The following is a 19,206-nucleotide window of genomic DNA, read 5'->3' as shown; positions in this document are numbered from 1 at the left end:
GCCCCGATCTGACGGGGTCGTGGCGGTGTTCTTCGACCGGCTCGGGTGACCGCTTCTGTGCCGTGGACCTGGGGATCGGGTCGCGGCTATCCAGTGGGAAGGACGAGGCCGTGACGGAGACCGAAGCGAACGCATCCTCCACAGGGGAGGCCCGTACCGGGGTGCTGCCGGGGCGACCGGCGGGGGAGCCGGTCGACGGTGGTTCGGCGTACCAGCGGATCGGTGGTGCGGTGGCGGTCCAGGCGGCGGTGCGGATCTTCTATGACCGGGTGCTGGCCGATCCGGAACTCGCCGGCTATTTCGAGTCGGTGGAGATGGCGGGTCAGCGGCGTCATCTGGCGCTGATGTTGACGGTGCTGCTCGGCGGGCCGGACACGTACGACGGTCGGGGGTTGACCGAGGCACACCAGGGGTTGGGTATTCCGCCGGCGCACTACAGCAGGGTGGGCGGGTACCTGGTGGCGACCCTGGAGTGGATGGACGCCCCGGCGGATGTCGTGGACTACATCCGGGCGGCCCTGGAGCGGGTGGAACCGCAGGTGGTCACGCGCGGGGACGACCCGGTCTGATCCTTGCCCACCTCCGGGTGCGGTGAGATGGGCGGCGTGATCGTGTGTGCCGCGCCCGATCGGGCTGGGCGCGGCACACACGGGCCGGTCATTCGGTGGCGTACTGCTCGATCTCGGCCAGTTCGGCGTCGCTGAGTTCGACGTTGTCGAGCGCGGCGATGTTGTTCTCGAGCTGCTCGACGCTGCTGGCGCCGATGATCAGGCTGGTCATCCTGGGGTCGCGCAGGGCCCAGACGAGGGCGAGCTGGGCCAGGCTCTGGCCGCGGCGGGCGGCGATGTCGTTGAGTGCCTGGACCTTGGTCATGGTGGTGTCGCTGAGCTGCTCCTCGTTGAGGAAGCGGCTGGTGCGGACCCGGGAGTCGTCGGGGACCCCGTTGAGGTAGCGGTTGGTGAGCAGGCCCTGGGCGAGGGGGCTGTAGGCGATGCAGCCGGCGCCGACCTTCTCGAGGGTGTCGAGCAGGTGGTCGCGTTCGATCCACCGGTTCACCATCGAGTACGACGGTTGGTGCAGTACCAGCGGGGTGCCGAGGTCCCGCAGGATCGCGGCGGCCTTCTCGGTCTGTTCGGCGTTGTAGTTCGAGATGGCGACGTACTGGGCCTTGCCGGCGCGGACGACGGCGTCGAGGGCGCCCATCGTCTCTTCGAGCGGGGTGTCCGGGTCGGGGCGGTGGTGGTAGAAGATGTCGACGTAGTCGAGGCCCATCCGGCGCAGTGACTGGTCCAGGGACGCGATGAGGTACTTGCGGGAGCCCCACTCGCCGTACGGGCCGGGCCACATGTCGTACCCGGCTTTGGTGGAGATGACGAGTTCGTCGCGGTACGGGGCCAGGTCGGCGGCGAAGATGCGGCCGAAGTTCTCCTCGGCGGAGCCGGGCGGGGGGCCGTAGTTGTTCGCCAGGTCGAAGTGGATCACGCCGAGGTCGAAGGCGCGCCGGACGATGTCGCGTTGACGCTGCCAGGGGCGCTCGTGGCCGAAGTTGTGCCACAGGCCGAGGGAGATCGGGGGTAGGCGCAGACCGCTTCGGCCGGCGCGGTTGTAGGTCATCGAGTCGTAGCGGCCGGTGGCGGCGTGGTAGGTGTCGGTCACGGTCCCACCCTATTGAGCCGGTGGCGGCGTGTTCGGCTGGGGCGGGCGTGTCATACGTCCCAGTGGGTCAGCAGCTCTCCTGCTCGGGTGGGGTGTCGCCGTGCTGCCCCCGGTCGTAGGCGACCCGGGCGGCGGCGATGTTGGCCCGGTGTCGTTCCGCCCAGTGGGTGAGGGCGAGCAGGGTGTCGTGGAGTTCGCGGGCCATGTCGGTGGTGGTGTACTCGACCCTGGGGGGAACGGTCGGGTAGACGGTCCGGATGAGCAGGCCGTCCCGTTCGAGGTTACGCAGGGTGAGGGTCAGCATGCGTCGGCTGATGCCTTCGACGCAGCGTTCGAGTTCGGTGAACCGGATCGGTCCGCGGGTGGCGGCGACGATGATGCCGATGCTCCATTTGCCGCCGACCCGGTCGAGGACGTGACGAACGGTGCAGTCGGCGGTCACGTCGGCCGGTGCCGGTGCCTCTTGGCGGGGCGGGGGCGCCATGTGAAGTCCTCCGTCCCCGGTCAGGCGGCGGCCGTGCGTACACGGGCCGTGGTTGTTGTCACAAACTGTAGCCTTCCGGGCGGTTGGGCTGGTGGTAGCCCTCGGGGCGCTGCGCGACGCGGACCCGGTTCGTGTCGGTCTGTGGTGGTCCGCGTCGGCCGGGAGGTTCCGGCCGACGAGCGGATTCCGTACGTCGACGTCCCGTCCGGCCAGGCCCGATACCCGCCGGAAACACACCCGCTGGTAGCGTTGACCATGCCGGTAACACCCACGTGGGAGAGACCGCCCGGCACATGTCAGGGCGGCGCCGAAGGGGCAAATCCTCCCCGGAACCTCTCAGGCAAAAGGACCTCGTGGGCAGGCGACTGTGGAGCGACCGCGCGCAGCGCGGGTGCGACAGAGGGGGAGGCCGCATCGTCGACCTCGCCCCCCGGGAGCCGCCATGACCACAGATCAGTTCGCCGACCGTCACATCGGCCCGGACGCCGACGGTGAACGCCGGATGCTGGAGACCGTCGGCTACGACTCGATCGAAGAGCTGATGGATGCCGCGATCCCCGAGGTGATCCGGTGGCACGGCACACTCGACCTGCCGGCGCCGGCGACCGAGGCCGAGGTGATCGCCGAGCTGCGGGCGATCGCGGCCCGTAACACCGTCGCGGTGTCGATGATCGGTCTCGGCTACTACGGCACCCACACGCCCGCGGTGATCCGCCGTAACGTGCTGGAGAGCCCGGCCTGGTACACCGCCTACACCCCGTACCAGCCGGAGATCAGCCAGGGCCGGCTGGAGGCGCTGCTGAACTTCCAGACGATGGTGACCGACCTGACCGGGATGGCCACCGCGAACGCCTCGATGCTCGACGAGGGGACCGCCGCGGCTGAGGCGATGACCCTCGCCCGCCGCACGTCGAAAAGCAAGAGCCCGGTGTACGTGGTCGACGCCGACACCCTGCCGCAGACGATCTCGGTGATCGCGACCCGGGCCGAACCGCTCGGTATCGAGGTGCGGATCGTCGACCTCGACGCCGAGGAGCTGCCGGCCGAGTTCTTCGGGCTGCACCTGCAGTACCCGGGAGCGTCCGGGGTCGTCCGTGACCAGGCCGCCCTGGTCGAGACCGCGCACGCCGCCGGTGCACTGGTGACCGTCGCCGCGGACCTGCTCGGCCTGACCCTGCTGCGACCGCCGGGGGAGATCGGCGCCGACATCGCCGCCGGCACCACGCAGCGGTTCGGCGTACCGATGGGCTTCGGTGGCCCGCACGCCGGTTACCTGGCGGTCCGCGCCGGCCTGGAGCGGATGCTGCCCGGCCGGCTGGTCGGGGTGTCCCGTGACGCGGACGGCAACCCGGCGTACCGGCTGGCGTTGCAGACCCGGGAGCAGCACATCCGGCGGGAGAAGGCGACCAGCAACATCTGCACCGCCCAGGTACTGCTGGCCGTGATGGCCAGCATGTACGCCGTCTACCACGGTCCGGACGGGCTGCGTCGGATCGCCTCCGGTACCCATCGGGCGGCCGCCCGGCTCGCCGCCGGCCTGGTCGCCGGTGGGGTGTCGACGGCGGGTACGGCGTTCTTCGACACGGTGACCGCGGTCGTCCCGGGGCGTGCCGCGCAGGTCGTCGCGGATGCCGCCGCCCGTGGGGTGAACCTGCGGCTGGTCGACGCCGACCGGGTCGGTGTCTCGTGCGACGAGACGACCACGGACGCGCACCTGAGCGCGGTGTGGTCCGCGTTCGGGGTGCCGGAGTTCACCGGTGAGGTCACCGAGACGTTGCCGGTGGCGTTGCGGCGCGACAGCGACTTCCTGACCCACCCGGTGTTCCACCGGCACCACTCCGAGACGGCGATGCTGCGTTACCTGCGCCGGTTGTCGGACTCCGACTACGCCCTCGACCGGGGCATGATCCCGCTCGGGTCGTGCACGATGAAGCTCAACGCCACCACCGAGATGGAGTCGGTGACCTGGCCGGAGTTCGCGAACATGCACCCGTTCGCCCCCGGTCGAGCAGACCGCCGGCTACCGGGAACTGGTCACCTCCCTCGAGGGGTGGCTGGCCGAGGTGACCGGCTATGACGCGGTCAGCGTGCAGCCGAACGCCGGCTCCCAGGGGGAACTCGCCGGGCTGCTCGCGATCCGTGGTTACCACCGTGAGCGTGGGGAGGGGCACCGCAACGTCTGCCTGATCCCGTCGTCGGCGCACGGCACCAACGCGGCCAGCGCGGTGATGGCCGGTATGCGGGTCGTGGTGGTCGCCTGTGACGACAACGGTGACGTCGACCTGGTCGACCTCGACCGGAAGATCGAGGCGCATCGGGACACCCTGGCCGCGATCATGGTGACGTACCCGTCGACACACGGGGTGTACGAGACCGGGATCGCGTCGTTGTGCGCGAAGGTGCACGACGCCGGTGGCCAGGTGTACGTCGACGGAGCGAACCTGAACGCGTTGGTCGGGTTCGCCCGGCCCGGCAAGTTCGGCGCGGACGTGTCCCACCTGAACCTGCACAAGACGTTCTGCATCCCGCACGGTGGTGGCGGCCCGGGTGTCGGCCCGGTGGCGGTCCGGTCGCACCTGGCACCGTTCCTACCCGGTGATCCGCTCGGTGGGTCGGTCGACGGGCAGCCGGTGATCTCGGCGGCCCAGCACGGGTCGGCGGGGATCCTGCCGATCCCGTGGGCGTACCTGCGGATGATGGGCGCCGAGGGGCTGACCCGGGCGACCGGGACGGCGGTCCTGGCGGCGAACTACGTCGCGTCGCGCCTGCGCGCGCACTACCCGGTGCTCTACACCGGCAACAAGGGCCTGGTCGCGCACGAGTGCATCCTCGACCTGCGGCCGCTGACGAAGGCGACCGGGGTGAGCGTCGACGACGTCGCGAAGCGGTTGATCGACTACGGGTTCCACGCGCCGACGATGTCGTTCCCGGTGGCCGGCACGCTGATGGTGGAGCCGACGGAGAGCGAGGATCTGGCCGAACTCGACCGGTTCTGCGCCGCGATGATCGCGATCCGGGAGGAGATCGACCTGGTCGGGGCGGGGCAGTGGCCGGCGCAGGACAACCCGCTGAGCAACGCCCCGCACACCGCGGCGATGGTGACCGGTGACGAATGGTCGCACCCGTACCCGCGGTCGGTGGCGGCGTACCCGGGCGGAGTCGACCGGGCGGCGAAGTACTGGCCGCCGGTACGGCGTATCGACGGCGCGTACGGCGACCGGAATCTGGTCTGCGCGTGTCCGCCGCCGGACGCGTTCGAGGACTGAGCGCCTCAGGTGCGATCAAGGTAGTCCGCGCCGATCACGTCGGATGTCCTCGCCCCGGGCCCAGTTGGCCGGGGCGAGGATGTTCGTTGATCAGCGGGGACGGCCTTGATCGGCCTATGCCGGCGACCGGCGGACCGCACGGTGCCCGCCGTGATCACCGGCTGTGATCGGTCAGGCGACGAGTGCGTGTCGAGCGGGGCCGCGGTGCGGTGCGATCATGCTCCCGTCGGGAAGTAGTTCGCCGGTGTCCTCGAAGACGATCACGCCGTTGCAGAGCAGGCTCCAGCCCTGCTCACGAAAGCAGGCGATGACGCGGGCGGCTTCCCGGTCGGTTGCCTCAGCGGAGGGACAGGTGGGTTGGTGCTGGCACATCGGGTTCTCCGGACTGTGGGGGTGCTGTGTCATGGTTCACATGACCAGTGACGCACGGTACCAAGCCGAACGGCGCTGCATCGAGCAGGGATCGGCGCCAACCGGGGAGAATCCACCCAACGGATGATGGAGAATGGGCCACTCGTCGTGGAAACGCTCCCATACGGGGTCGGCTCGACCCCCGCGATGCCATCGGTATACCTCAATTCATTGACTGAGCTCGACCGATTCGAATGGTACGTCGGCCAGCCCGGCGACCCGGCCGAGCTGGTGCAGCGGTTTCTGACCGATCACGGACTCGGCCAGGGGGCGCTGCACCCCACCGACACCCACACCGGTCCGGCCGCCGGCGCGGCGCTGTACGTCTCCGCCGCCGCCGGGGCCACCATGATCGGCGCCCCACCCGGGGCGCCGAGCCCCGCCCCCGCCGTACCCGACGTCGTCGCCGTCGCCTTCCGCGACCGTCCGGGCCGGCCCCGCCCCGCAGACCGGCAGCCGCCGACCGACTGGTGGCTGGGACCATGGCAGCCGAGCTGGACACCACAGGCACACGCCGCCGCCGTCACCGCCGCCCGCGCGGCCATCGGACGCGGCGACATCTACCAGGTCAACGTGGTGGGCCACACCAGCGCCCGATACACCGGCGACCCGCTGCCCGCCCTCACCCGGCTCGGTCAGCTCTCCGGTGCCCGCTACGGCGGAATCCTCACCGGCGCCGGTTGGGCGATCGGCTGCGCCTCCCCGGAGACCCTGATCGAGGTGAGCGGCGGCCGCATCGTCACCCGGCCGATCAAGGGCACCCGACCGGCCACCGCACCGGGCCGGGTCGAGCTGCTCACCTCGACTAAGGAACGCGCCGAGCACATCATGATCGTCGACCTGGAGCGCAACGACCTGGCCCGGATCGCGGCCACCGGCTCGGTCCACGTCGACGAGCTGTACAGGATCCGCCAGTGGTGCGACCTGTGGCAGGCCGAATCGACCGTCTCGGCCCGCGCCGCCGACGGCCTCACCATCGCCGACCTGCTCCGCGCGGTCTGCCCCGGCGGCTCGGTCACCGGCGCCCCCAAGGTCTCCGCGCTGCACCAGATCGCCGCCCTCGAACCGGTCGGCCGGGGCGCCGGCATGGGGGCCCTCGGCTGGGTCGGCCCCCACCACATCGACCTCGGGCTGACCATCCGTACCGCGGCCGCCGACGGCGAACGACTACACGTCTGGGCCGGCGGCGGCATCACCTGGGACAGCGACCCGGACGCCGAGGTGGCCGAGGCGGCGGCAAAAGCCGGCCCCGTACGCGCCATCCTCGCCGCCGGGCCACCACACTGACCTCTACCGGGCCTGCTCCCGAGTCGGACTCCCGTCCAGGACCGGGATCAACCGCTCCTCCTCGTACGCCAGGTGTCGAACGAGCTCGTCGGTGAGGCGCTCGACGTCGGCGAGCAACGCGACCGGGTCCACACCGTCGGCCGAGAGCACCGCGCGCAGGTCGTCAACGAGTTCGGCGATCCGCTGGTGCTCCCGGCGCAGACGCTCCATCGTCGGGGCCAGTTCCGGGCGTCCCTCGGCGAGGGCGGGGAACATTCCAGCGTCCTCACCGGTGTGGTGCAGGTGCAGCCCCTGGCAGACGGTCAGGCAGTTCACCCGCAACTGAGCCCCGAGACCCGGACCCGAGGCGGCGACCTCCGCGCGGATCAGGGCGAGTTCACGCCGGAACGCGTCGTGAACCGTCCTGAGCGCCGCACCCCAGGACACGCCGTCGGGTCCGGCCGCGAACCGGGGCGGTCCCGGCACCTGCCGCAGGGCGACGACCGGCAGGACCCGCCCGCTACGGGACTGATAATCGCCCCACCCCTGGTCGGCCTCGACAGCGCGGGCGAAGACCAGGTCACGTTCGTCTCCCTCGAGTACGGAGGCGACCGCGTCGTAGACGAAGACGCCGTCCTCGACCGTGACATGGGGATCGGCCACGATGTTGTGAAACCAGTCCGGATGGGTCCGCGCCCCACCGGCCGAGCCGATCACCAGCACCCGTTCGCCGCCGTCGGGCAGGTACCCGAGAGGGGTCGTGTGTTCGGCCCCGGAGCGGGCGCCGGTGGTGGTCAGCAGCAGCAGTCGGGCCCCCTCGAAATAGCCGCCGACCCGGCCGCCGTTGGCCCGGAACTCCTCGATCACCTGCTGGTTGAAATCATTGGGCATAGGCCCTTTCCCTTCGTCTGTGGGTAGTGCCGCGAACCGTGTCGGGGCACGACAGGAACCGCCCGGTGGGCGGGACGGATCACGCGAGAGCCCGAACGTGTCCGCCGTACGGGGTCACGTTCGGGTGTGTGGTGAGCGAAGCGGGACGAGTCGCCGGGCACCGGCCCGAGGTGCGGTGGGGCCGCCGTGACCGGTGGCGGTAGGAGTCCACGTCACCGGGACGAACGGGCGGCGGAGCGGGGCGACAGGAAAGCGGACACACAGGCGGGCCCCTGGGCCGCCCGGCGGTCACGCTATGGCCGGGTGCCTCACGAGGTTGTGGCCAATGGCCGACCCGGCAGTCACATCGACGATGCTAGTGCCGCGTCCGCCATCAGCTCAACTTCTTTCGGGTACGCGAAAAGCCGGGCCCCGTGCGGGGGCCCGGCTTCGCCGTGCTGTTCTGCTGGTTGCTTACTTGGTCCAGACGTCCTGGACGATGTGGGCGGCCTGGTTCTCCCACTGCGCGTACGCGTCCGGGAACGCCGACACCTGAACCTTCTGCGCCGCCACCGTCAGCGGCAGATCCTGCCAACCGTCAACCTGCTTCAGGTTGCTCAGGAACGCGGTCGCCGCGTAGGTCGGGTCCGTGATCTGCTCCGGGGTACCCCAACCCGACGACGGGCGCTGCTGGAACAGGCCCAGGGAGTCGTGGTCGTTCATGTCACCAAGGTGACCCAGGTTCTCCAACTTCGACTCCTGCATCGAGGTGGCGACCGCGATCACGGCACCTCGCTCACCCATGCCGAGCTTCTTGGCCGTGTCGGTGATGGCCTTGGCGTTGTCGGTCTGCTCCTTGGAGAGGCTGATCTCCGACTGGGCACCCTGAGTGCCGTGCGGCACCAGCTTGTCCATGGCCGGCTTGTTGTCCGCGACCGGGGTGACGGTGGTCATCGCCGGGGCGGCGTGCATGGCCGGCGACGCGAACGCGTGCGACGCGGGACCCGCGACGGCGCCACCGACAAAGGCGAGGCCAGCGACACCAAGGGCGGTCTTACGAACGAACGAAGCTTCGGTAATAGCGGTGAAAGTCGTCTTCACGATGGTTCACCTTCCAATCGGGGGTTCTCCAAACACGCACACAAAAGGGGGAAGGCGCGCGTTCGAAGGAAGAAATACGAGGCCACAGGCCCTAAGAGGCGGGAGAGAACACTGCCTCGGCGCTGCTCCGGTCGTACGCGATGTATAACGACCCCACCCCCGCCAACATTCCACCGACAGCCCCCGCCACCAAGTCGATCAAGCCCAAAAACCTCGCACCGGAGACATCCGGAACGGCAGGTCGCCATGTTGGCGGCGGCAGCGACGACGACGGGGCAACTCACGCGACGGGCGTCCCGGATGCGTGCCTCGTGCCTGCATCTGCGGTCAGCGCGCTACCGATGATGCGAGAGCACTTCGTGCGGGTCGTCGCCGGCTGGGTGATCCAGGTCGGCGTGCACGGAGGCGCCGGTGAGTCGGACAACGGCGTGGATCAGCCGGTGTTCGGCGGCGACCGCGTTCCGGTGCCCCTGTGCCACGGTCAGGCCACCGTCGATGGTGATCGCGCACTCGAGTGTTGGGCAACTACCGGGAGGCGGCGCGGGTGCGCCGGTCCAGGGTGGGCTCGCGGGGCGATCCGAAGCAGGGGGTCCACAACAGAACCAGAAGTTCTCTGACTTTGGTCAGAGATTCCTGGTTACCCTCGGCGGATGGACTCCACCACCGAACAGGTCGGCCTGGTACGTGACTTCAACCGGTACTACACCCGCCGCCTCGGCGTCCTGACCGAGCGGTACCTCGACCAGGACCGCCCGCTGAGCGAGGCCCGACTGCTGTTCGAGATCGGCGACCGGGCCGACGTACGCGACCTGCGTACCCGGCTCGGCCTCGACTCCGGCTACCTGAGCCGGCTGCTGCGCTCCCTGGCCGAACAGAACCTCGCCCGGGTACGGCCACACCCGGACGACGGCCGGGTCAGGATCGTCGAGTTGACCGACGCCGGCATCCGGGAACGCACCGAACTCGACCGCCGCTCCAGCGCCAGCGTCAACGAACTCCTGACCCGGCTCACCCCCGGGCAACGGACACAGCTGATCACCGCACAGACACAGATCCGCCGGCTGTTACGGTCGGCCGCCGTACTGATCGAGACCGTCGACGCCGCATCCGCCCCGGCCCGGCAGTGCCTGCGCGCCTACGCGGACGAACTCACCGTCCGCTTCCCAGAGGGGTACGACAGCGGCGCCCTGGTGGACCCGGACGAACTGACCGGTGACAACGGTGCGTTGCTGCTGGCCCGCGAGGAGGACCACCCGGTCGGCTGCGGGGCATGGCGCGCGCTCGGCCCCGGTGTCGCCGAGGTCCGCCACCTGTGGGTGAGCGCCGAGGCCCGTGGACTCGGCATCGGCCGACGGCTGCTGCGCGCACTGGAGACCGCCGCCGCGGCCCACGGCGCCACCGTTCTGCGTCTGGGCACCCACACCACCCTGACCGAAGCCATCACCCTGTACCGCGCCAGTGGCTACCGGGAGATCCCGCCCTACGACGACTCCCGCTACCACCACCTGCACTTCGAGAAGACCCTGGCGTGACCCACCGTCGACCGGGGCACGCGCCGCCGCCGCACCCCTACCACCAGTCCGACGCCCCCGCAGCCGACCGCGGTGCGCCACCCCCGACCGTACGGCGATAACCTCACCCCATGACGATGCGGCCCATCAGGATCATCGGCGACGCCGTACTGCGCACCCCCTGCGAACCGGTCACCACCTTCGACGCGGAACTACGCGACCTGGTCACCGACCTGATGGACACCCTGCTCGGCGCCCCCGGCCGCGCCGGCGTCGCCGCACCGCAGATCGGCATCAGCGCCCGCGTCTTCGTCTACGACGCCGACGGACACCGCGGCCACCTGATCAACCCCACCCTGGAACTCTCCACCGAACTCCAGGACGACGACGAGGGCTGCCTCTCCATCCCAGGGCTCTACTTCCCGACCCCACGCGCCCTGCACGCCACCGCCCACGGCTTCGACCAGCACGGCGAACCCCGGACCATCAACGGCACCGGCTTCCTCGCCCGCGCCCTCCAGCACGAAACCGACCACCTCAACGGGCGCCTCTACGTCGACACCCTGCGCGGCGACACCCGCCGCCGGGCACTACGGGAGATCCGAGCCGGCCGATTCGCCTCACCCGGCACCAACGCCTGACCCGACCCCTGGCCGGTCACGCCAGCCACTGGTCGTAGCCGAGCTTCGTCACCAGGGCCAACACCACCACCAGCAACACCACCCGGACAAAGCCCGAACCGCGCCGCAACGCCATCCGCGCGCCCACCGCCGCACCCAGCACGTTGCACGCCGCCATCGCCGCACCCAACGTCCACCAGACATGCCCGGCGGACGCGAACACCACCAACGCCCCCAGGTTCGTTCCCGCGTTGACCAACTTCGCCATCGCCGAACCATGGACAAAATCAGCGCCGACCAGAGCCGTGAACGTCAACACCAGGAACGTGCCGGTACCCGGACCGATCAGACCGTCGTACAGCGCGATCACCCCGCCGGCGACCGCCACCGCCACCGCGACCCGCCCCCCCGTACGCTTCGACGGCTCCGCCACCACCCCCAGCCGGGGCCGCAACGTCACGAACAACGCCACCGCCACCAGCACCGCCAACACCACCGGCCGGTACGCCCGTCCCGGCACCATCCCAGCCAACGCCGCACCGACCCCGGCCATCACCACCGCCAGGCCCGCCGCCGGCCCCGCCAACCGCCAATCGATCTTCGTACGGCGGGCGTACGTCACCGCCGCCGTCGCCGTACCCGCGATCGCCGCGAACTTGTTCGTCCCCAACGCCACCGGCAACGCCAACCCCGGCGCGGCGATCAACAACGCCGGCAACAGCAGCAGACCCCCACCACCGACCACCGCGTCGACCCACCCGGCCGCCGTGGCCGCCACCAGCAACGTCGTCAACGCACCCGGATCCACGAGCGGGCATTATTCCGCCGCCCCCACCCACGACGAGCGACCCTGTGGTCAGCCTCACCCGCACACCCGGAGCCCTGCCGATCACCGCCCTCGCAGCCGCCGCAACGCGATACCGGCCGCACCCAAAAGCACAAACACCAACGCCGAACAGAGCAACAGCTTGAAGATCACCCAGAAACTGTCCCACAACAGCCCGTAAGGTGCAGAGGTGCGACTGGTCACCTTCAACCTGCTCCACGGCCGATCCCTACACGACGGCATGGTGGACCAGACCCGGCTGACCGACACCGTCACCGCCCTCGACGCCGACATCCTCGCCCTCCAGGAAGTCGACCGGGACCAGTCCCGCAGCGGCCACCTCGACCTCACCGCCATCGCCGCCCAAGCCCTCGACGCACCCACCCACCGATTCGCCGCCGCCGTCGTCGGCACCCCCGGCGAAGGATTCCGCCCCCTCAACCACGAAGACGACGGCCACGGCGAACCCCTCTACGGAGTCGGCCTCGTCAGCCGCTACCCGGCCCGCGCCTGGCGCGTCACCCGCCTCACACCGGCACCGCTACGCGCCCCCATCTACATCTCCGGCCCCGGCGGCGGCTTCACCCTGCTCCACGACGAACCCCGGGTACTACTCGCCGCCGTACTCGACACCCCCCACGGCCCCATCACCGCCGCCGCCACCCACCTCTCCTTCGTACCCGGCTGGAACCTCCGCCAACTCCGCCAGGTCGTCCGCGCCCTACGCTCCCTACCCGCCCCCCGCATCCTCCTCGGCGACCTCAACCTCCCCGCCCGACTCGCCACCCTCGTCTCCCGCTGGCACACCCTCGGCTGCCAACCCACCTACCCCTCCGCCGCCCCCCAGGTCCAACTCGACCACATCCTCGCCGACCCACGCGGCAGCCAACGGCTCCCCGCCGTCACCGCCGTCACCGCCCCCGCCGCCACCATCTCCGACCACCGACCCCTCGTCGTCGACCTCGGCTGACCCACCATCCCCGCAGCCGGAAACCGACAGCCGGGACCGAACCACCCAGCCGACACCAACGGTCGTACCCAAGCAGTAACATCGCCCCCCGGCGGCGTCCCCCCGCGTCCGCCGGAAGGCGGACAACGGTGAACACCACGGCCCGACTCGCCGTCGACCTCGGCACCACCCACACCGTCGCGGTAATCCACCGTCCCGGCCAACCACCCCGGCCACTCCTCTTCGACGGCACCCCGCTCCTACCCAGCGGCATCTACCTCGACGCCGACGGCACCCCCCATACCGGCCGCGACGCCCACCGACTCGCCAGCGGAGAACCCGACCGCTTCGAACCACACCCCAAACGCCGCATCGACGACGGCACCGTCCTCCTCGGCGACCACGACACACCCGTCGAACAACTCCTCGCCGCCGGCCTACGCCGGGTAGCCGACGAAGCCCGCCTCACCGGCGTCGACCCCCGCACCGGCACCGTCCTCACCTGCCCCGCCGACTGGGGCCAACCCCGCCGCGAACTGCTCCGCGCCGCCGCCCGCCAAGCGGGACTCGGCGAAGTCGAACTCGTCGACGAACCCGTCGCCGCCGCCCACTACTGCCTCGACCTCCTCGGCCCGCAGCTGCCGCCCGGCGCCACCCTGACCATCTTCGACTTCGGCGGCGGCACCCTCGACGTCACCGTCGTACGCCGAGAAACCACCGGCCCCCGCGTCCTCGCCACCGGCGGCCTCGACGACCTCGGCGGCATCGACATCGACGACGCCCTCGTCGCCCACCTCGGCCACCTCATCGCCCTACGCGACCCCGACCTGTGGCAACGACTCCACCACCCGGACAACCCCGTCGACCGCCGCGACCGGCAAACCCTCTGGGCCGAAATCCGCGCCGCCAAGGAAATGCTCTCCCGCACCACCACCGCACCCGTCACCGTGCCCGGACGCGCCGAACCCCTCCACCTCACCCGCGAAGAACTCGACCGCATCGCCGCCCCGCTGATCGCCCGCGCCGTCGACGAAACCCGCCGCGTCCTGCAACGAGCCGGCATCGAACCCACCACCCTCGCCGCGCTCCTGCTCGTCGGCGGATCCAGTCGCATGCCACTGGTCGCCAGCCGGCTCCACGCCCGCCTCGGCATCGCCCCCGCCGTACCCGAACAACCCGAACTCCCCGTCGCCTACGGCGCACTCCGCCACCCCACCACCAACCGACACACACCGCCGCCGACACCCGTCCCACCGCCACCCCGACCGACCCCCACACCGCCACCCACCACAGCCACACCAACCGCCGCCCCCGACCGCCGCCGAACCCGCCGCGTCCTGACCACCACCACCGCACTCGTCACCGTCGCAGCCTGCGTCGGCACCAGCCTCACCGGCGGCAACTACCTCGTCGACCGACTCAACAGCCTCATCCAACAAACGAACCAGACCAACCGGATCCCCGGCGTCCAGGACGACCGCCCCACCCCCGACGGCACCCTCGCCCCCGGCCAAACCCACCCGGCAACCGCCACCGGCGCCGCCGCCGTCACCATCGCCGACCGCGCCGTCATCACCGCCGCCGTCGGCAACGGCAGCACCGACATCACCGCCCTGCCCGGCAGCGGGGGAGCGGCACAATGGACCACCAAGATCCCCATCGAACCCGCCGAACTCACCCTCACCGCCGTCGACACCACCGACGGCGGCCTCATCATCGTCGACGGCAAGGAATCCGCCACCGACGACGGCAAACCCGTACGCGCCGTCCTCACCGCCACCGACGGCAAACTGCTCTGGAAATCCACCTGGGTCAACCGCCACGACGTCGCCTACTACGGCACCAACGTCATCATCGAAACCCGCGGCTCCATCGACGGCAACGCCGTACTCAACATCGACCTCGGCACCGGCAAACAACGCTGGCAGCGCGCCGGCAACTCCGACCTGCTCCTCATCGACCGCCACCGGATCGAAGCCATGCGCCAATGGCCCACCACACCCGACCCGGCCGCCGGCACCCTGCCCGCCTCGTACGGCGCCCTCCACGACACCGTCACGACCACACCCACCGTCGTCGAACTCAACACCACCAACGGCAAGGGCTACACCCTCGACGCCCACACCGGGAAGGTCAAGAGCAGCGGCGCGCTACCCCTCGACGAGGAACGCTGGGTCGCCTTCGACAACCTCGTCATCGGCAAGCTCAGCAACACCAGCTCAGCCGGCCGCGACGTACTCGCCGCCTACAACGCCACCGACCTGAAACAGAAATGGAAACTGGAACAACCCGCCGGAGTCGACATCGAACACGTCAAACCCTGCGGCCCCCACCTCATCTGCGCGGCGATCGGCGAGACCCGCAAGAACCGCACCATCGCCATCGACACCCGCACCGGCAAAGAAGCCTGGTCCAACCCCACCGAGTCCGCCGACGACGAAACCTGGTACGCCGGCCCCACCACCCTCATCTGCGGCGACGGCCTGTTCAACCGCATCTCCGAAGCCCGGATCCTCGGCCACGACGGCCGCCAGCACCGACAACTCGGCACGTTCGCCGCCGTCACCGCCACCAACGGCACCCACATGGTCGTCCAGGAATACGACGGCACCACCTCCCAATGGCAGGTCGCCGTCCAGGAAATCGCCACCGGACGGACCACCAACGGCGTGACGATCGGCATCGACCAACCCGAACAGGTCACCCTCCACGGCAACCTCGTCGCCGTCCTCACCGCCGACCGCCGCACCCTCACCTTCACCATCACCGACCTCGCCGCCGCACCAGCCAAATGAGCCGCAACCAGCAGCCGACACCTCACCCGCCGACCGCCACCGCCTCACCATCCCGATCCGCCACCCGGAAATCGGTGAGATCCCGCAACCGGCATACGGGGGAGAGGACCAACACCACCGGCGCACCGACCAGCACCCCGCACAGACCAACAACGTGACGCGCCCCCGCGACCACACCACCCACCGGCACCGCACCCCACGACACGAACCGCACTGTCGCCATCACCCGCGACAACAACTCCGGCGGGCTCGCGACCTGCCGATACGTTCGAGTGACCACACTGGGCACCACCACCCCCGCCGAGAAGACCACGTTGCCGACCACGAACATCACGTACGCGAACCCACCGGCACCCCACGGAACGACAACCGCCCCAGCCGCCGCGACGAACCCCGCGACAATCAACGCCCGAGCCGAACCGATCCACCTCGTGAACCGCGTCGGCAACGCCGCACCGATCAACGTGCCGATCCCGTCAGCCGCCAACAGCAGACCCACCAGGGACGTTGGTAAGAACCGCGTCACCAGCCGCGAAGAAGATGATCTAGCCGCGAGGGCTGTCGCCAGCGCCGCGGGGCAAACGAGTCCGCCGACCGCATCCGCGCGGCGGCCGAACGTGACCCGAACTCACCGACCGCAACCAGCGGCTTCGACGACCGGGCGCACGACGCCGCCAACCGCGACGATGCCGAGGACCGTACGAATACGACATCGAGTAGACGGAAGCGGTCAGTAAGGCGCCCGCCGTAGCGCCGGCCCGACCGAAGGACTACGGCTCATGGAGGGCGCGACGATCCGGATCGTGGTCGACCGGTTCTTGGGCTCCGCGCGGTACAGGAACCCGAACACCCGCCGCGCCCATGCCGGGGTGCTCGACCGGCTCGCCGGACACAACGAGATTTGCTTTGTAGTGACATGATTTCCCAGCGTGACGAAACGGCTAAGTGATCTTCTGATGGCTGCTGGCGGGCTGGGCCTGCTGGTGGTCGCGCTGGCGTTGGTTCCCCGGCCATGGTGGGGTGCCCTGGCCTCCGGGGGGTCGGTGCTGATACCGGTGGCGGCGAGCCTGGCGGTGCTGGCTATGGGGATGCTGCTGCGGCGTCGAGATGGTCAGGGGAGTGAGGCGTCCGCCGCGCCGACGACACCGGACCGGCAGGTGCGGCCCCTACGGTCGTGGGTGATCCCGGCCGGCGTGGCCGTGGTGGGAGTGGTCACCTGGGCCGCCGTGGCCTGGCTGCAAGGTTCCGTGCCGATGGTCGGCGACGGGGTGCAGCGGGCGCAGCTGCGGGTTGAGTCCATCCGGACCGGCCTGACCATCGGCGCCGCCGTGGCCGGCGCGTTCGCGCTGGTGCTGGCGTTCCGCCGACAACAGTTGGCCGAACGCACCCAGCAGGCCACCGAGTACGACGCCGGGGAGAAGCGCGTCACCGAGCTGTACGTGAAGGCCGCCGACCAGCTCGGCTCGGACAAGGCCCCGGTCCGTCTTGCCGGCCTGTACGCCCTGGAACGTCTCGCCCAGGACAACCCGATCCACCGGCAGAGCATCGTCGAGGTGATCTGCGCCTACCTGCGTATGCCCTACACCCCGCCAGACACCAAGCCCACCACCGACGACCCCGCCCCAGCCACCACCGACGACACCGGCCCTCACAACGCATCCGTGGATCCACGAGAAGAACGCCAGGTCCGCCTCGCCGCTCAACGCATCCTCGCCCACCACCTGCGCCCCACAACCCAGAACAAGGAACCCAACCCCTCGTACTGGGGGCCGACACTGGTCCTGGACCTTGCCGAAGCGAACCTCATCAACACCGACTTCACCGGCTGCCACCTCCACAACGCCGACTTCACCTCTGCGACCTTCCACGGCGACACCAGGTTCGAAGGGGCGACGTTCAGCGATGAGGCCAAGTTCAGATTTGCGATGTTCATTGGGGGGACGATCAGCGGTGACGTCATGTCTCTCGGTGACGCCACGTTCAGCAGGGCAACCTTCCATGATGACGCAATTTTCGATTACACAACCTTCCACGGAGGCACCGATTTCGACGGGGCGGTGTTCAGCGGTGATGCCTGGTTCATCGAGCCGACCTGCTACAACGGCACCAGTTTCAGCGGGGTTACCTTCCACGGCCGTGCCATATTTCACAGCGGGACATTCCGCAACGGCACTGCGTTCGCCAAGACGACGTTCAACGGTGACGCCGATTTCGCTCAGGTGGACTTCAGTCACGGCGCTGCGTTCAGCCTGGCGTACCACAACGGCATCAGGTTCGACGGAGCTACCTTCAACGGTGACGCCGAGTTCGACGGAGCGACTCTGGACGGGAAGGAGTACGGGGGTCCACCAGCTGTAGAATTGGCTGCGCTCGCCCACCCGAGCGAATACGCCCGGCTGCTCAATGCTCAAGGCGCCAGCCTCGGCACCATCGCCACCAAGACCGGTATCCCCAAGACCTCACTGCACCGCTACCTCGCCGACGCCGAACCAGTGCCGTTCTAGGTAATCAAGGCGGCGGCACCGCCGGCGGTCCCTTTAGCTTCGGTTTTTCGCTGTTTTGCTGTACGCCCGGCCAGTAAGAAGTGCCCCGCCGTCCGGGCTCTGGACGGCGGGGCACTTCGCCGTTCAGAACCAGGTTCGTTGCCTCCACATCGTTGTCACGTCGCTCACCCAGCAGCCAAAAGTGGTGACCGGCGCGATGGACATGGCGTGACCAACACCCGCGATGCCAGTCGCACGACTACCAGCAAAGACGCCAGACCGATGACCCTCGGAGCCCCCGAAGATCAACTAATTGCCGCCCACATCGCCGGCCCGATCACCGCATGACGGCTGACGAAACGCCAACCCTCCCGGATCATCGCCCGAACCGGCGGCCAACGGTCCGCCGCGCCTGGGTCGAAAACCACATTCGCGAAGCTCACCACCAGCGCCGTGACGATCAACTGCGCGATTGTCAGATGACCCCACCACCACGCCAACGGCACCGACCCCACCGCAACCGCCCGCGCCAGATCCGCACCCACCTGCGCACCCCGCAACGGCAGACGCTGGACCAGCACACCAGCCGGCAACCCGATCACGATCCACGCGACATAACTGGCGGCGGCAACCAGACCCAACTCGAACGCCGTGGCGTCGAGCACCGTCAGCGCGGTCAGCGGCATCAGCACCCAACGCCCAGACCAACTCGCCGACCACGCCCGGCCACCGCTCCCGCTCCTCTCCGACCAGGACAACAAACTCGCCGCCGGGCTCCTCCTATCGACCTTCCGCGCCGCCGGCGTCGACCGGTTCAAACGCCTGACCCTCCTCGTCGACCCCACCGCCGTCATCCGGGCAGTCCAGTTCCCCGTCACCGACCCCGCCGGCGTCCATGACCGAGATGCTCGCGACCGTCCAGCAGAAGACCGGCAACCCAGGCACCGGCCACCCCGTGACCCGCCCTT

The 19,206-nt window shown here is 69.7% G+C and carries 16 protein-coding genes, 2 pseudogenes and 1 riboswitch; of the genes and pseudogenes, 8 read left to right on the top strand and 10 right to left on the bottom strand.

Features of this window, described 5'->3' with window-relative positions; all coding sequences use genetic code 11:
• The first annotated feature begins 110 nt into the window (after positions 1–110).
• The gene (locus BDK92_RS38050) at positions 111–569 is read left to right on the top strand and encodes a group I truncated hemoglobin (protein ID WP_246017456.1); all 459 of its coding nucleotides are present in this window, start codon (positions 111–113) and stop codon (positions 567–569) included.
• An 88-nt stretch (positions 570–657) separates the two neighbouring features.
• On the opposite strand, the gene mgrA is transcribed toward BDK92_RS38050, so the two are convergent.
• Both mgrA and BDK92_RS38040 read right to left on the bottom strand, forming a co-directional pair.
• Positions 658–1,656, bottom strand: a complete 999-nt coding sequence (gene mgrA / locus BDK92_RS38045; protein WP_281278680.1) for an L-glyceraldehyde 3-phosphate reductase — start codon at positions 1,654–1,656, stop codon at positions 658–660.
• Between the two features lie 67 nt (positions 1,657–1,723).
• Positions 1,724–2,140, bottom strand: coding sequence for a winged helix-turn-helix transcriptional regulator (locus BDK92_RS38040; RefSeq protein ID WP_121161313.1), 417 nt, complete (start codon positions 2,138–2,140; stop codon positions 1,724–1,726).
• Between the two features lie 263 nt (positions 2,141–2,403).
• A riboswitch (glycine riboswitch) is annotated at positions 2,404–2,502 on the top strand.
• An 80-nt stretch (positions 2,503–2,582) separates the two neighbouring features.
• Here BDK92_RS38040 and gcvP point away from each other — a divergent pair.
• Positions 2,583–5,406, top strand: a pseudogene (gcvP, locus tag BDK92_RS38035) (aminomethyl-transferring glycine dehydrogenase).
• 171 nt (positions 5,407–5,577) lie between these two features.
• Here gcvP and BDK92_RS38030 read toward each other — a convergent pair.
• Positions 5,578–5,778 carry a DUF5999 family protein gene (locus tag BDK92_RS38030; protein ID WP_121161311.1) on the bottom strand — a complete coding sequence of 67 codons (201 nt, stop codon included), beginning with the start codon at positions 5,776–5,778 and terminating at the stop codon, positions 5,578–5,580.
• A gap of 123 nt (positions 5,779–5,901) precedes the next feature.
• Here BDK92_RS38030 and BDK92_RS38025 point away from each other — a divergent pair, with 123 nt between their 5' ends.
• Complete coding sequence (locus BDK92_RS38025) at positions 5,902–7,104, top strand: chorismate-binding protein (protein ID WP_121161309.1); 1,203 nt, start codon at positions 5,902–5,904, stop codon at positions 7,102–7,104.
• A gap of 3 nt (positions 7,105–7,107) precedes the next feature.
• Here BDK92_RS38025 and BDK92_RS38020 read toward each other — a convergent pair whose 3' ends face one another.
• The 3 genes from BDK92_RS38020 to BDK92_RS38010 all read right to left on the bottom strand — a co-directional run bounded on the left by BDK92_RS38020 (position 7,108) and on the right by BDK92_RS38010 (position 9,533).
• Positions 7,108–7,974, bottom strand: a complete 867-nt coding sequence (locus BDK92_RS38020) for a nitroreductase/quinone reductase family protein (RefSeq protein WP_121161307.1) — start codon at positions 7,972–7,974, stop codon at positions 7,108–7,110.
• A 453-nt stretch (positions 7,975–8,427) separates the two neighbouring features.
• Positions 8,428–9,054 (bottom strand): hypothetical protein, encoded by a 627-nt coding sequence (locus tag BDK92_RS38015; RefSeq protein WP_246017454.1) that lies wholly within the window; start codon positions 9,052–9,054, stop codon positions 8,428–8,430.
• A 335-nt stretch (positions 9,055–9,389) separates the two neighbouring features.
• Positions 9,390–9,533, bottom strand: coding sequence for a hypothetical protein (locus tag BDK92_RS38010; RefSeq protein WP_211349530.1), 144 nt, complete (start codon positions 9,531–9,533; stop codon positions 9,390–9,392).
• Positions 9,534–9,704: 171 nt separating this feature from the next.
• On the opposite strand from BDK92_RS38010, the gene BDK92_RS38005 reads away from it, so the two are divergent.
• Positions 9,705–10,586, top strand: coding sequence for a bifunctional helix-turn-helix transcriptional regulator/GNAT family N-acetyltransferase (locus tag BDK92_RS38005; RefSeq protein ID WP_121161305.1), 882 nt, complete (start codon positions 9,705–9,707; stop codon positions 10,584–10,586).
• Positions 10,587–10,696: 110 nt separating this feature from the next.
• The gene (def, locus tag BDK92_RS38000; protein ID WP_121161303.1) at positions 10,697–11,206 is read left to right on the top strand and encodes a peptide deformylase; all 510 of its coding nucleotides are present in this window, start codon (positions 10,697–10,699) and stop codon (positions 11,204–11,206) included.
• 16 nt (positions 11,207–11,222) lie between these two features.
• On the opposite strand, the gene BDK92_RS37995 is transcribed toward def, so the two are convergent.
• A complete protein-coding gene (locus BDK92_RS37995; RefSeq protein ID WP_121161301.1) occupies positions 11,223–11,993 on the bottom strand; it encodes a sulfite exporter TauE/SafE family protein in 771 nt (256 codons plus the stop codon).
• Between the two features lie 208 nt (positions 11,994–12,201).
• On the opposite strand from BDK92_RS37995, the gene BDK92_RS37990 reads away from it, so the two are divergent.
• A complete protein-coding gene (locus BDK92_RS37990) occupies positions 12,202–12,981 on the top strand; it encodes an endonuclease/exonuclease/phosphatase family protein (RefSeq protein ID WP_121161299.1) in 780 nt (259 codons plus the stop codon).
• A 128-nt stretch (positions 12,982–13,109) separates the two neighbouring features.
• The gene (locus tag BDK92_RS39510) at positions 13,110–15,755 is read left to right on the top strand and encodes an Hsp70 family protein (protein WP_170208842.1); all 2,646 of its coding nucleotides are present in this window, start codon (positions 13,110–13,112) and stop codon (positions 15,753–15,755) included.
• A gap of 22 nt (positions 15,756–15,777) precedes the next feature.
• On the opposite strand, the gene BDK92_RS37960 is transcribed toward BDK92_RS39510, so the two are convergent.
• On the bottom strand, positions 15,778–16,254 hold the full coding sequence (locus BDK92_RS37960) for an MFS transporter (protein ID WP_211349529.1): 477 nt from the start codon (positions 16,252–16,254) through the stop codon (positions 15,778–15,780).
• 556 nt (positions 16,255–16,810) lie between these two features.
• Between BDK92_RS37960 and BDK92_RS40710 the strand changes: the two genes are divergently transcribed.
• Positions 16,811–18,259: a pentapeptide repeat-containing protein gene (locus tag BDK92_RS40710; protein WP_246017453.1), complete on the top strand. Its 1,449-nt coding sequence runs from the start codon at positions 16,811–16,813 to the stop codon at positions 18,257–18,259.
• A 293-nt stretch (positions 18,260–18,552) separates the two neighbouring features.
• Here BDK92_RS40710 and BDK92_RS37950 read toward each other — a convergent pair.
• A pseudogene (locus BDK92_RS37950) lies at positions 18,553–19,092 on the bottom strand (hypothetical protein); the annotation flags it as partial.
• Positions 19,019–19,183 (bottom strand): hypothetical protein, encoded by a 165-nt coding sequence (locus BDK92_RS39980; protein ID WP_211349528.1) that lies wholly within the window; start codon positions 19,181–19,183, stop codon positions 19,019–19,021. The gene BDK92_RS39980 and the pseudogene BDK92_RS37950, both read right to left, overlap by 74 nt.
• Positions 19,184–19,206 lie beyond the last annotated feature (23 nt).

Origin of the sequence: Micromonospora pisi (assembly GCF_003633685.1) — a bacterium.
GTDB lineage: Bacteria > Actinomycetota > Actinomycetes > Mycobacteriales > Micromonosporaceae > Micromonospora_G > Micromonospora_G pisi.
Note: the sequence above shows the minus strand (reverse complement) of the source record. Positions and strands in the feature narration are given on the sequence as shown.

Bases quoted from the DNA above. Each gene is read 5' to 3' on its own strand.
- BDK92_RS38040 (WP_121161313.1), bottom strand. From the start codon at position 2,140: ATGGCGCCCCCGCCCCGCCAAGAGGCACCGGCACCGGCCGACGTGACC.
- BDK92_RS38030 (WP_121161311.1), bottom strand. From the start codon at position 5,778: ATGTGCCAGCACCAACCCACCTGTCCCTCCGCTGAGGCAACCGACCGG.
- BDK92_RS38025 (WP_121161309.1), top strand. From the start codon at position 5,902: ATGATGGAGAATGGGCCACTCGTCGTGGAAACGCTCCCATACGGGGTC.
- BDK92_RS38020 (WP_121161307.1), bottom strand. From the start codon at position 7,974: ATGCCCAATGATTTCAACCAGCAGGTGATCGAGGAGTTCCGGGCCAAC.
- BDK92_RS38005 (WP_121161305.1), top strand. From the start codon at position 9,705: ATGGACTCCACCACCGAACAGGTCGGCCTGGTACGTGACTTCAACCGG.
- def (WP_121161303.1), top strand. From the start codon at position 10,697: ATGACGATGCGGCCCATCAGGATCATCGGCGACGCCGTACTGCGCACC.